Genomic DNA, 12,646 nt, shown 5'->3' on the forward strand with positions numbered 1-12,646 from the left:
TCAAGGCTAAGCCTGCCGGGCGGGGCCTGCCTATTCGACTTTCGGCGGGGGAGGGATGCGAAAAACCCGGCCGCAAGGGCCGGGTTTCGCAGTGTCGCGGATGACGCGATCAGTTGGCCGAGGCCAGAAGCTGATCGGGGATACGGAAGGTCCAGACCGAACCGCCCTGGTTCAGGTAGGACACCTCCTGCGCGACCTCACCACCCCAGAGCGGCACGGCCCCGCCCCAGCCCGACACGACCGACAGCCATTGCACGCCGTCCTCGTCCTGCCAGGTGACGGGCTGGCCGGTCACGCCCGAGCCGGTCTGGAACTGCCAGAGAACCTCGCCCGTCTCGTCGTTGATCGCCTGGATATAGCCTTCGGGCGTGCCGTAGAACACCAGACCGCCCGCCGTTGCCATGGTCGAACCCCAGAGCGGCGCGCCGTTGGGAACCTCGAACTTGATCTCCATCGTGTTCGGGTCGATCGCCTTCAGCGAGCCGATGTGATCCTCGAACAGCGGCTTGATGGTGAAGCCCGCGCCCAGATAGGCCGCGCCCTGGCGATAGGTGATCGGCTCGTTCCAGATATCCATGCCCCATTCGTTCGAGGGCACGTAGAAATAGCCCGTGCGCTGCGAATAGGCCATGTGCTGCCAGTTCTTGCCGCCAAGGAAGCCCGGCACGGCCCAGACAACCTCGCCCTTTTGCCCGTCGGCCGAGGCCGAGGGATTGCCCGGACGGTTCTCGGGGTTGTAGATCGGGCGGCCGTTCTCGTCGATGCCGCTGGCCCAGGTGATGTCCTTCACGAAGGGCATGGCGTCCACGAAGCTGCCATCCTCGCGGTCCAGCACGTAGAAGAAGCCGTTGCGGTCCGCCGTGGCCAGGCGGCCATTGCCGTTGGCGTCGGTGAAGGGCACGACCTCGTTCACGCCGTCGAAATCCCAGCCCTCCCAGGGGGTGGTCTGGAAGTGCCACTTGATCTCGCCCGTGGCGGGGTCAAGGCCGATGCGGCTGGCGGCATAGAGGTTGTCGCCCTCGCGCAGGTGGCTGTTCCAGGGGGCCGGGTTGCCCGTGCCGAAGATCAGCGTGTCGGTCTGGGCGTCATAGCTGCCGCCCAGCCAGGGCGCGCCGCCGCCGGTCTTCCACATGTCGCCGGGCCAGCTGGCATTGACCGTGCCGGTCATGGTGCTTTCTTCGCCGTTCAGCTCGCCCATGTGACCCTCGATCACGGGGCGGCGCCAGACCAGCTCGCCGTTCTCGGCGTCGCGGGCCTCGACGGCGCCGACGATGCCGAACTCACCGCCGGAATTGCCGGTGATGATCAGCCCGTTCACGATCAGCGGCGCGGCGGTGTAGCTGTAACCCTCGCGGTAATCGGCGATGCGCTTGTTCCAGACGACGGCACCGGTCTTGCGGTCCAGCGCGACGATGCGCGCGTCCAGCGTGCCGAAATAGATGTTGTCGCCATAGATCGCCGCGCCGCGGTTGATCACGTCGCAGCAGGGCAGGATGCCCTCGGGCAGGCGGGCGTCATATTGCCAGATCTTGCGGCCGGTCTTGACGTCCAGCGCGAAGACGCGGCTGTAGGAGCCGGTCACATACATCACGCCGTCATAGATCAGCGGCTGCGATTGCTGGCCGCGCTGGCGTTCGCCGCCGAAACTGAAGGACCATGCCGGGAACAGGTTCTGCACCGTCTCGCGGTTGATCTGGTCCAGCGGGCTGTAGCGCTGCCAGTCACGGCCCATGCCGTTGGTCACGACCTGAGTCGTGATCGTCTGGTCGTTCAGCAGATCCTCCTCGGTCACCTGTGCGAACGCGCCGGGCGCCGCCATGATGCCGATGCAGGCGGCCATTACGAACTTGTTCATCCTCTCTCCTCCCAAGGGGCCGGGCTGGACCGGGCGACGGTGACGGCACGGCAGAACAGACATACCGGCAGTATCAACAGCGCGAGAGGGGCTTGGAAATTGCACATTGGTCTTAAGACCCCCCCGCCATCCGCACGCGGTCGCGCATGGCAGAGGGGGCTGCGGATCGCCTCAGGCGGGGCTGTAGTCGATCACCGCGCCATACCAGCCGAGACCGTCGTAATCCTCGTATCCCAGGGTCCGGGCAAAGCAGAGCCGCGCGCCGTCCGGCATCTGCAGGCAGCCGGTCCGATCCTCCTCGGATCCAAGCGGCAGGCGCGTCAGGAAATCGCGCTCGTGCGAGTCGGCGATGATGCGGTGCTCGGCATCCAACAGCAGCACGCGCCGCGTCGACCATTCCTCGTCGGTGAAGGCGGCCTCGTCGCGGACGATCATCTGCGCCTCCTTCTGCCAATCGAAGTAGACGGCCAGCACGCCGATCGGCTCGGCCTCGGGGTCGCCCTCGCGCCGGACCGGGGTTGCATAGACCAGAACCTTGCGCCCGCCATGGATGCTGCTTTCGTAGACATCGGACACCGCATATTCGTGGCCGGTCGCCAGAATCGCCGCGCGGTCGAACCAGTCGCGGGCGTCGATGGGCAGGTGCCGCCCGCCCGGCACGACGCCATCCGTCGCGCTGGCGACCACCCGGCCCTCCATATCGGTCAGGACCAGATCCAGATAGACGGTGTAATAGCGGTGGATGGTCGCCAGCCGCTGCTGCGCGCGGGCCAGCAAGGCCTGATCGGGCCGGGCCAGCGCCTCCCAAAAGCCGGGATCGGTCGCCCACCAGCGCACATCGGCGGTGCGCTCGAACAGGTTGCGCACGATCAGCTGCACCAGCACATGCGCCTTTTCGATCATCGCCCGTTCGGACGCCTCGAGCAGCGCGCCGGTCAGGTTCGCCGCCGTCTTCGAGGCCGACTGCACATAGCTCAGCACGTCCTGCCGGAACTGGTCGGCATTGTCCTTGGTCTGGCCGGACAGCATCTTCATCTCGGCCGCCACGACCGAGAAGCCCCGCCCGTGATGGCCCGCGCGTGCGGCCTCGATCATCGAGTTCACCGCAAGGATATGCGACTGCATCGCCACCTTGTCGTTCAGTCTGCCAAAGCTGTCCACCCGCCGCGCGATGTCGTCGATCGTGCTTGTCAGTTCCGTTCCGCGCATGTGCCGCTCCTGCTAACTACCCGGCCCCATTACGGCTGCAGAGGCGACAGTTTAGCGCGAATGGCAGGTGCACCGACGGCACGGTGTTCACGGTGCCGTCATTGCGGGCAGAACGCGACCGCCACAGCCGCGGCGCATCCTGCGCCGGCGGCCCTCTGGGGGCTTGCGCGAAGCGGGTGGCGCGCTTAAAGGCGGGCCATGACACAGCATCAGCGCCTTCTGATCATCGATTTCGGCAGCCAGGTGACCCAGCTCATCGCGCGACGTCTGCGCGAGCTGAACGTCTATTGCGAAATCCGCCCCTTCAACCTGCTGACCGATGCGGCGCTGCGCGAGATGGCGCCGCAGGCGATCATCCTGTCCGGCGGCCCGGCCAGTGTGACCGAGCCGGGCAGCCCCCGCGCACCCCAGGCGGTGTTCGAGTTGGGCGTTCCGGTCTTCGGCATCTGCTACGGCCAGCAGGTGATGATGGAACAGCTTGGCGGCGCCGTCGAGGCGGGCCACCATGCCGAATACGGACGCGCCTTCATCGCCCCGGCTGCGGGCCACAAGGGCGACGGCATCTTCGCCGGTCTGTTCGAAACGGGCCGCGAAGAAGTCTGGATGAGCCATGGCGACCGCGTGACCCGTCTGGCGCCCGGCTTCGAGGCCATCGGCACCTCGCCCAACGCCCCCCTTGCGATGATCGCGGACGAGGCGCGGCGCTTTTACGCCGTGCAGTTCCACCCCGAGGTGCATCACACCCCGAACGGCCGCCGCATGCTGGAAAACTTCGTCCGGCTGGCGGGCTTCACCGGCGACTGGACGATGGCCTCTTACAAGGACGAGGCGATCCGCAAGATCCGCGAGCAGGTGGGCGACCGCAAGGTGATCTGCGGCCTCTCTGGCGGGGTCGACAGCTCGGTCGCGGCGGTCCTGATCCATCAGGCCATCGGCGATCAGCTGACCTGCGTCTTTGTCGATCACGGCCTTCTGCGCCTGAACGAGGCCGAGCAGGTCGTGGCCATGTTCCGCGACAATTACAACATCCCGCTGATCCACGCGAACGAAAGCGACCTGTTCCTGGGCGCGCTGGAAGGCGTCAGCGACCCCGAGGTCAAGCGCAAGACCATCGGTCGTCTGTTCATCGACGTGTTCCAGAAATACGCAAGTCAGATCGACGGCGCGGATTTCCTGGCGCAAGGCACGCTTTACCCCGACGTGATCGAAAGCGTCAGCTTCTCGGGCGGGCCTTCGGTCACGATCAAGTCGCACCACAATGTCGGCGGCCTGCCCGAAAAGATGGGCCTCAAGCTGGTCGAGCCGCTGCGCGAGCTGTTCAAGGACGAGGTCCGCGAACTGGGCCGCGAACTGGGCCTGCCCGAAAGCTTCATCGGCCGCCACCCCTTCCCCGGCCCCGGCCTCGCCATCCGCTGCCCCGGCGAGATCACCCGCGAAAAGCTGGAGATCCTGCGCAAGGCGGATGCGGTCTTCATCGACCAGATCCGCAAGCACGGCCTTTATGACGAGATCTGGCAGGCCTTCGTCGCGATCCTGCCGGTCCGCACGGTGGGCGTGATGGGCGACGGGCGCACCTATGATTTCGCCTGCGCGCTGCGCGCCGTGACCTCGGTCGATGGGATGACGGCGGATTACTACCCCTTTACCCACGAATTCCTGGGCGAGACCGCGACGCGGATCATCAACGAGGTCAAGGGCATCAACCGCTGCACCTATGACATCACCTCGAAGCCGCCGGGCACGATCGAGTGGGAATGACGCGTCACTGACCGAAAAGCCCGCCTTGTCGCGGGCTTTTTCATGCGCCCGTCAAGGCGCGCCGGGCGTCCAGCGATGGAACAGGTCATTGCCCAGACGCCGCGTCTCGACCAGACGGAAACGCGGGGCTGCGGCAAGGCAGGGCCAGTCGGTCGCCCCGATGGCGGGCCGGGCCGCCGCGCCAAGGGCCAGACCGGCCGTGTAGCCCATCACCTGATCGACCAGCCCCGCCCGCAGCAGGTCAGCGGCCAGAACGCCGCCCCCCTCGCAGTAAAGCCGCGTGATACCGCGCTGTGACAGATCGCGCATGATCTCGGGCAGTTCGCCCTGCAGGAACCACAGGGGGCCGTGAGTTTCATCCTCGGGCGGCATCGGCGGCGGCGAGCCGCGCGTCAGCACCACGCGCACCGGCTGGCGCGGCGTGGCGATGCCGCGCACGTTCAGATGCGGCAGATCGGCCCGCGCCGTCCGGGCGCCCACCATCACCGCGTCATGGCTGGCGCGCATCGCATGGACATGCAGCCGCGCCTCGCGGCCGGTGATCCAGCGGCTTTCACCATCCGGCATGGCGATGCGCCCGTCGAAACTGGTCGCAAGCTTCAGCGTCACGAAGGGCCGCCCCCGCATCAGGCGGCTGAGGAACCCTGCCTGAAGCCAGGCCGCCTCGGGCGCCAGCACGTTTTCGGTCAGGGCGATGCCGCCCTCGCGCAGGATCGCATGGCCCGCCCCCGAGACGCGCGGATCAGGGTCGGTCATGGCCGACACGACGCGCGCGATGCCCGCCGTGACCAGCCCGCTGGCACAGGGCGGCGTGCGGCCATGATGGGCGCAAGGCTCAAGCGTCACATAGGCGGTGGCGCCGCGTGCGGCCTCGCCCGCCATATCCAGCGCCATGCGTTCGGCATGGGGGCGCCCGCCGGGCTGGGTCCAGCCGCGCCCCACGACGCGCCCGTCCCTGACGATGACGCAGCCCACCGCCGGGTTCGGCCAGACATTGCCCAGACCCCGCGCGGCAAGGCGCAGGGCATGGCGCATGTGGCGGATGTCATCCTCGGGGGCGGTCACGCCGCGGATTACTCGGACGCGGCGCCGGGGCGCAGTTCCGAGACGAACTTGTCGAAATCGTCCGCGTCCTGGAAGTTCTTGTAAACGCTGGCGAAACGAACATAGCCCACATTGTCGATCCGCGACAGCGCCTCCATCACGATCTCGCCGATCATCTTCGAGGGGATGTCGGTCTCGCCCGTGCTTTCCAGCCGCCGCACGATGCCGCTGATCATCTGTTCGATCCGGTCAGGCTCGACCGGGCGTTTCTGCATGGCGATGCGGATGGACCGGGCCATCTTGTCGCGGTCGAAATCCTCGCGGCGTCCGTTCGATTTCACCACGACCAGATCGCGCAGCTGCACGCGTTCATAGGTGGTGAAGCGGCCCCCGCAACCGGGGCAAAGGCGGCGGCGACGGATCGCCACGTTATCCTCGGCCGGGCGCGAGTCCTTGACCTGCGTATCGGCATGTCCACAGAATGGGCAGCGCATGGATGGTCCCTCTGGTCCGGCAATACACCGGCACTATAGGCAGGCCCGCAGGGATTGGGTAGTCTTATCCACGGCCTACCAGATCGGCCACGCGCGCCCTGTGTCCCGATTGCCTCGTTTGCCCCCTTGCGCCCCGATGGATGCTGATCTAGCGTCTGGCCAAACCGTTGGGGTGCCTGGAAACAGGCTGAGAGGCTTCACGCCAACCCATCGAACCTGATCCGGGTCATACCGGCGGAGGGAACGGTGCATCACGACGCAGCCCGCGCGCTGCCCCCGCGTATCGCCCCCCCTCCCCTTATGTCCCGACCGATAGCAAGGAGGAGACGCGTGACCGCCATCGCCCTGACCATTGCAGGCTCGGATTCCGGCGGAGGCGCCGGGATACAGGCCGACCTGAAGGCGTTCTCGGCGCTTGGCGTCTACGGCGCCAGCGTGATCACCGCGCTGACCGCGCAGAACACGCGCGCCGTCACGATGGTCGAGCCGGCCAGCCCGGCGATGATCGCGGCGCAGATGCGGGCGGTGTTCGACGATCTGGACATCCGCGCGGTCAAGCTGGGGATGCTGGGCGACGCGCAGGCGATCCGCACCGTGGCCGAGGGGCTGGAGGGGCGCGGGATGCCCGTCGTCCTCGACCCGGTGATGGTGGCGAAATCGGGCGATGCGCTGCTGCCAGACGCCGCTATAGGCGCGCTGCGCGAGGTGATGCTGCCCCGCGCCCACCTGCTGACCCCGAACCTGCCCGAGGCCGCGCGCCTGCTGGGCTGCGCCCCCGCCACATCCGAGGCCGAGATGGCGCGTCAGGCTGCCGCCCTGTGCACGCTTGGTGCACAGGCTGTGCTGATGAAGGGCGGCCATGCCGAGGGGGCCGTTTGCACCGACCTCCTGGTCACGCCCGAGGGCGTGACCCGCCTGACCGCGCCCCGGCAGGCCACGCGCAATACGCACGGCACGGGCTGCACGCTATCCGCCGCCATCGCCGCCGGGCTGGCGCAGGGGCTGGACCTGCCGCTGGCCGTGGGCGTCGCACATCGCTACCTGCAAGGGGCGATCGCCGCGGCGGACGGGCTGGCGGTGGGCCATGGTCACGGCCCGGTGCATCACTTCCACGCGGTCTGGTCCGATGGCTGACGTCACGATCATCGGCGCGGGCGTTGCGGGCCTGTTCGCGGCGCATGAGCTGGCGCGGCGGGGCCTTCGCCCGCGTCTCATCGACCGCAACGGGCCTCCGGGGCAGCATGGCTGTTCGTGGTGGGCGGGCGGGATGCTGGCCCCCCATTGCGAGGGCGTCACCGCCGAGCCGATCATCACCCGCCTCGGCGCCGAGGCCGCCGCGGCCTGGGCGCCCATCACCCCCGTCATCCATCGCGGCACGCTGGTCGTCGCGCTGGACCGCGACCGGGCCGAGCTGACCCGCTTTGCCCGGCGCAGCACCGACCACCAGACCTGCGCGCCGGGCGATCTGGAACCGGACCTGTCGCATCACCGCGCGGGCCTGTTCTTCCCGTCCGAGGCGCATCTGGACCCCCGCCGCGCGCTGGCCGATCTGGTCGCGGCCCTTGCCGCGCAGGGCATCGCCATAGAACGCGCCGAGGCCACCCCCGAGGCCATCCCCGGCCCCGTCATCGACGCGCGCGGCCTTGCCGCCACCCTGCCCGGACTGCGCGGCGTGCGCGGCGAGATGGCCGTGCTGCACGCCCCCGAGATCACGCTGACCCGCCCGGTGCGGCTGCTGCATCCGCGCCACCCGCTTTACATCGTGCCGCGCGCGGGGGGCCTGTTCATGCTGGGCGCGACGCAGATCGAAAGCACCAGCCGCGCGCCCGTCACGGCGCGATCCGCGCTGGAATTGCTATCCGCCGCCTATGCGCTTGACCCCCGCTTTGCCGAGGCCAGCGTGGTCGAGATGGGCGCCGACCTGCGCCCGGCCTTCGCCGACAACATCCCCCGCGTGGTCCTGCGCGGGCGGGTGCTGCATCTGAACGGCCTTTTCCGCCACGGCTACCTGATGGCACCGCTGCTGGCGCGGCAAGCCGCCGATTACCTGATCGACCGCAGCAAGGGAGAATTGCTCCATGAGGATTGAGGTCAACGGAACTCCCCGCGACATCGCCGCGACCACGGTGGCCGATGCTCTGACCGAACTGGGCTGGGCCGAGGCCCGCGTCGCCACGGCGTTGAACGGCGATTTCGTCCCCTCGGGCGCGCGCGGGACGCAGGCGCTGCGCGAGGGCGACCGGCTGGAGGTTCTGGCACCCATGCAGGGAGGGTGAGATGCGCGATTTCTACGGGATCAGCCTGTCCTCGCCGCTGATGCTGGGGACCGCGCAATACCCCTCGCCCGCTGTCCTGCAGGCCGCATTCCGGGCCAGCGGCGCGTCGGTCGCCACGGTGTCGCTGCGGCGCGAGGCAGGTCAGGGCCAAGCCTTCTGGTCGCTGATCCGCGAACTGGGCGTGCATGTCCTGCCCAATACCGCCGGCTGCCACAGCGCGCGCGAGGCCGTCACCACCGCCCGCATGGCCCGCGAGGTCTTCGAGACGAACTGGATCAAGCTGGAAGTGATCGGCCATGCCGACACGCTCCAGCCCGACCCGTTCGGCCTGCTGGAGGCCGCCGAGACCCTGGCCGCCGAGGGCTTCGAGGTGTTCCCCTACACGACCGAGGATCAGGTTCTGGCCGGGCGCCTGCTGGACGCGGGCTGCAAGGTGCTGATGCCCTGGGGCGCGCCGATCGGGTCGGGGCTGGGGCTGAACAACCGCTACGGCCTCAGGATGCTGCGCGCGGCCTTCCCCGATGTGCCGATGGTGATCGACGCAGGCATCGGCCTGCCCAGCCACGCCGCCGACGCGCTGGAGATGGGCTTTGACGCGGTGCTGCTGAACACCGCCGTGGCGCAGGCGGGCGACCCCGAGGCGATGGCCCGCGCCTTCGGCCTTGCCGTGCAGGCAGGCGCGCTGGCCCGCGCCGCCGACCCGATGGAGCCGCGCGAGATGGCCGCCCCCTCGACCCCCCTTATCGGAAAGGCCTGGCTGTGAGCTTGCCCCGTTTCTACCCGATCTTCGACGACGTGGCCTGGCTGGAACGCGCCCTGCCCTTGGGCGTGCGGCTGGTGCAACTGCGCCTGAAGGACCGCGCGCCCGATGACCTGCGCGACCAGATTCGGCGCGGGCTGGCGCTGGCGCGGGCGCATGGCGCGGCGCTGGTCGTGAACGACCACTGGCAGATCGCCATCGAGGAAGGCGCCGAATGGCTGCATCTGGGACAAGAGGATCTGGACGAGGCCGACCTGCCCGCCATCCGCCGCGCGGGACTGCGGCTTGGCGTCTCGACCCATGACCACGCCGAACTGGACCGCGCGCTGGCGCTGGCGCCGGATTACGTGGCGCTTGGACCGGTCTGGCCGACGATCCTGAAAAAGATGAAATGGCACGAACAGGGTCTGGACCGCGTGACCGAATGGAAGGCGCTGGTCGGTGCCACGCCGCTGGTCGCCATCGGCGGGCTGACCCCGGAACGCGGCGCGCTGGCACTGGCGGCGGGGGCCGATGTGGTTTCTGCCGTGACCGACATCACCCTGAACCCTGACCCCGAGGGCCGGATGCGCGACTGGCTGGCGGTGGCGCCATGAACCGCTATGCCCGCCAGATGGTGCTGCCGGAACTGGGCGCTTCGGGGCAGGAACGGCTGACGCAGGCGCATGTGCTGGTCGTGGGCGCGGGCGGGCTGGGCTGCCCGGCGCTGCAATACTTGGCAGGCGCGGGGGTGGGCCGCATCACGTTGGTCGATGGCGACCGGGTCGAGGAAACCAACCTGCACCGCCAGCCGCTTTACGCGATGCGCCAGATCGGCCAGCCCAAGGCGCAGGCGGCGGCGGCGCAACTGGCCGCGCTGAACCCCGAGGTCACGGTCAACGCCGTCACCGACTGGCTGACCCCCGCCAATGCGCCCGATCTGGTCGCAGAGGCCGATGTGGTGCTGGACTGCGCCGACACTTTCGCGGTCAGCCTGACGCTGTCGGATGCCTGCCTGCAGGCTGGCCGCCCGCTGATCGCGGCCTCGGCGCTGGCGCTGTCGGGCTATGCGCTTGGCTGCTGCGGCGGTGCGCCCAGCCTGCGCGCGGTCTTTCCCGACCTGCCCCTGCGCGGTGCGACCTGCGCCACGGCGGGGGTGATGGGGCCGGTCGTCGGCATGATCGGCGCGCTTCAGGCGCAGATGGCGCTGGCGGTCCTGCTGGGGCTGGAGCCCTCGCCCTTGGGGCGGCTGGTCAGCATGGACGCCGCCTCGTGGCGGATGGGCGGCTTCCGCTTCGACCGCGCGCCGGAACCGGACGCGCCCCTGCCCTTCATCGCGCTAAGCCAGATCGCGCCGGGCGATCTGCTGGTCGATCTGCGCACCGAATCCGCGCCCTTTCGCCCGGATGCCCGCCACCTGCCGCCCGAGCGCATCACCCTTCTGGACCCGCCCGACGGCGCCCGCGTCGTGCTGGCCTGCCGCACGGGCCTGCGCGCCCATAATGCGGGGCGCGACCTGCAATCCATCTGGCCGGGGCAGATCGCCCTTCTGGCCCTGAACGACTGAGGACCCATGCGACATATCCTTGCCCTGGCCCTGATGGCCGCCCCCGCAGCGACCGCCGCCCATGCCGAAACGAACCTGACGCTGATGCTGGACTGGTTCGTGAACCCCGACCATGCGCCGATCGTGCTGGCCGAGGAACTGGGCTATTTCGCCGATGCCGGACTGGCGGTCGAGGTCGTGACCCCCTCGGACCCGAACGATCCGCCGCGCATGGTGGCGGCAGGCCGCGCCGATCTGGCGATCAGCTATCAGCCGCAACTGCACCTGTCGCGCCATCAGGACCTGCCGGTCATCCGCGTCGGCACCCTGATCGAGACGCCGCTGACCTGCCTTGTCGTGCTGGCCGAAAGCAAGATCGAAACGCCTGCCGATCTGGCGGGCCGCAAGGTGGGCTTTGCCGTGGCCGGCGTCCAAGAGGTGATGCTGGACGCCATGCTGGCGGGTGACGGGCTTGAGCCGGGCGATGTGGAACAGATCAACATCGGCTGGTCTATCTCGCCTGCGCTGATGTCGGGGCAGGTCGATGGCGTGATCGGCGCCTTCCGCAATTTCGAGCTGAACCAGCTGCGGCTGGAGGGCCGCGAGGGCCGCTGCCTCTATCCCGAGGCGCATGGCATCCCCGCCTATGACGAACTGATCTACATCGCCAATCCTGACCGCATGGACCGCGAGGCGATCAGCGCTTTTCTCGAGGCCACGGCGCGGGCGACCGATTTCATGAAGAACCGACCCGACGAGGCGTGGAAAATCTTTTCGGACACCGCGTCGGAATTGCAGACGCCCTTGAACGACGCCGCCTGGTCAGATACCTGGCCGCGTTTCTCCAGCCGCCCGGCGGCGCTGGATGCGGGCCGCTATCTGCGTTTCGAGGCGTTTCTGGCCGAGCGCGGCGCGACGCCGGGCGGGCTTGCCCTGGCCGATCTGGCCATCGACGTGAACGAGGTGGCGCCATGACCCCCGATTACGGCCGCGCCTTCGCGCTGTGGCGGCAGGCGGCGGCGCCCCATTGGGACGCCTATATCGACCATGCCTTCGTGAAGCAGTTGGCCGCAGGCAGCCTGCCGCGCGACAGTTTCCTGCATTACCTGCGGCAGGATTACGTCTTTCTGCTGCATTTCGCGCGGTCCTGGGCGCTGGTCTTCGCCAAATCCGACCGGATGTCGGAAATGGCCTTGGCCTCGTCCATCGCGCATGGCCTGCTGAACGGCGAGATGCCCCTGCATGTCGAGATCTGCGGCCGCGAGGGGATCACCGAAGAGATGCTGCAAGCGACCCCGGAATCGCCCGCCAACATGGCCTATACGCGCTATGTCCAGGCGACCGGCTATGCGGGGGATATGCTGGACCTGCTGGCCGCGCTGGCGCCCTGCGTCTTTGGTTATGGCGAGATCGGGCTGATCCATGCCGATAGCGGCGGCCCTTATGGCGAGTGGACGGCGACCTATGGGGGGCCGGATTACCAGGAGGTCTGCCACGATGTCGGCGCGCTGATCGACGCGGCGCTGGAGGCGCGGCTGGGGCCGGACTGGCCCTTGCTGCCGCGCGCCGCGATGCTGGAACGGCATTTCCGTCAGGCGACGCAGCTTGAGGTCGGGTTCTGGCAGATGGGGCTGGACCGGACGTGAGCGCGCGCCCGGACGAAAGCGGCAGGGGGGCGCTGCCCCCCGTCCTGCGGACTCCCCCCGGGATATTTGCCGACCAAGG

General features: G+C 68.7%; 13 protein-coding genes and 1 riboswitch. Of the genes, 9 read left to right on the forward strand and 4 right to left on the reverse strand.

What is annotated here, in order from left to right; all coding sequences use genetic code 11:
• Positions 1–109: 109 nt before the first annotated feature.
• Together ACTZWU_RS06015 and ACTZWU_RS06020 are read right to left on the reverse strand one after the other, a co-directional pair.
• Positions 110–1,855, reverse strand: a complete 1,746-nt coding sequence (locus tag ACTZWU_RS06015; protein ID WP_444736461.1) for a PQQ-dependent methanol/ethanol family dehydrogenase — start codon at positions 1,853–1,855, stop codon at positions 110–112.
• A gap of 171 nt (positions 1,856–2,026) precedes the next feature.
• Positions 2,027–3,064: a methyl-accepting chemotaxis protein gene (locus ACTZWU_RS06020; protein ID WP_444736462.1), complete on the reverse strand. Its 1,038-nt coding sequence runs from the start codon at positions 3,062–3,064 to the stop codon at positions 2,027–2,029.
• A 198-nt stretch (positions 3,065–3,262) separates the two neighbouring features.
• On the opposite strand from ACTZWU_RS06020, the gene guaA reads away from it, so the two are divergent.
• Entirely contained in the window at positions 3,263–4,822 is a 1,560-nt protein-coding gene (gene guaA / locus ACTZWU_RS06025; protein ID WP_444736463.1) for a glutamine-hydrolyzing GMP synthase, read from the forward strand.
• Positions 4,823–4,873: 51 nt separating this feature from the next.
• Here guaA and ribD read toward each other — a convergent pair whose 3' ends face one another.
• Together ribD and nrdR are read right to left on the reverse strand one after the other, a co-directional pair.
• Positions 4,874–5,857, reverse strand: a complete 984-nt coding sequence (ribD, locus tag ACTZWU_RS06030; RefSeq protein WP_444736873.1) for a bifunctional diaminohydroxyphosphoribosylaminopyrimidine deaminase/5-amino-6-(5-phosphoribosylamino)uracil reductase RibD — start codon at positions 5,855–5,857, stop codon at positions 4,874–4,876.
• Between the two features lie 38 nt (positions 5,858–5,895).
• Positions 5,896–6,360: a transcriptional regulator NrdR gene (gene nrdR / locus ACTZWU_RS06035; RefSeq protein ID WP_444736464.1), complete on the reverse strand. Its 465-nt coding sequence runs from the start codon at positions 6,358–6,360 to the stop codon at positions 5,896–5,898.
• A 158-nt stretch (positions 6,361–6,518) separates the two neighbouring features.
• Positions 6,519–6,620: riboswitch (TPP riboswitch) on the forward strand.
• Between the two features lie 40 nt (positions 6,621–6,660).
• Between nrdR and thiD the strand changes: the two genes are divergently transcribed.
• Genes thiD through ACTZWU_RS06075 form a run of 8 tightly spaced genes read left to right on the forward strand, consistent with a single transcriptional unit; the run spans position 6,661 to position 12,567 of the window.
• Complete coding sequence (gene thiD / locus ACTZWU_RS06040) at positions 6,661–7,494, forward strand: bifunctional hydroxymethylpyrimidine kinase/phosphomethylpyrimidine kinase (RefSeq protein WP_444736465.1); 834 nt, start codon at positions 6,661–6,663, stop codon at positions 7,492–7,494.
• Positions 7,487–8,449, forward strand: a complete 963-nt coding sequence (locus ACTZWU_RS06045; RefSeq protein WP_444736466.1) for an FAD-dependent oxidoreductase — start codon at positions 7,487–7,489, stop codon at positions 8,447–8,449. Before thiD ends, ACTZWU_RS06045 begins: the two co-directional genes overlap by 8 nt.
• Entirely contained in the window at positions 8,439–8,636 is a 198-nt protein-coding gene (thiS, locus tag ACTZWU_RS06050) for a sulfur carrier protein ThiS (protein ID WP_444736467.1), read from the forward strand. Before ACTZWU_RS06045 ends, thiS begins: the two co-directional genes overlap by 11 nt.
• 1 nt (position 8,637) lies before the next feature.
• A complete protein-coding gene (locus ACTZWU_RS06055; RefSeq protein WP_444736468.1) occupies positions 8,638–9,399 on the forward strand; it encodes a thiazole synthase in 762 nt (253 codons plus the stop codon).
• Complete coding sequence (locus ACTZWU_RS06060) at positions 9,396–9,992, forward strand: thiamine phosphate synthase (RefSeq protein WP_444736469.1); 597 nt, start codon at positions 9,396–9,398, stop codon at positions 9,990–9,992. Before ACTZWU_RS06055 ends, ACTZWU_RS06060 begins: the two co-directional genes overlap by 4 nt.
• On the forward strand, positions 9,989–10,942 hold the full coding sequence (locus tag ACTZWU_RS06065) for a ThiF family adenylyltransferase (RefSeq protein WP_444736470.1): 954 nt from the start codon (positions 9,989–9,991) through the stop codon (positions 10,940–10,942). The genes ACTZWU_RS06060 and ACTZWU_RS06065 overlap by 4 nt, the downstream gene beginning before the upstream one ends.
• A gap of 6 nt (positions 10,943–10,948) precedes the next feature.
• Positions 10,949–11,896 (forward strand): ABC transporter substrate-binding protein, encoded by a 948-nt coding sequence (locus tag ACTZWU_RS06070; RefSeq protein ID WP_444736471.1) that lies wholly within the window; start codon positions 10,949–10,951, stop codon positions 11,894–11,896.
• Complete coding sequence (locus ACTZWU_RS06075) at positions 11,893–12,567, forward strand: TenA family protein (protein ID WP_444736472.1); 675 nt, start codon at positions 11,893–11,895, stop codon at positions 12,565–12,567. The genes ACTZWU_RS06070 and ACTZWU_RS06075 overlap by 4 nt, the downstream gene beginning before the upstream one ends.
• The last annotated feature ends 79 nt before the right edge of the window (positions 12,568–12,646 follow it).

Origin of the sequence: Paracoccus sp. NSM (assembly GCF_052379855.1) — a bacterium.
GTDB lineage: Bacteria > Pseudomonadota > Alphaproteobacteria > Rhodobacterales > Rhodobacteraceae > Paracoccus.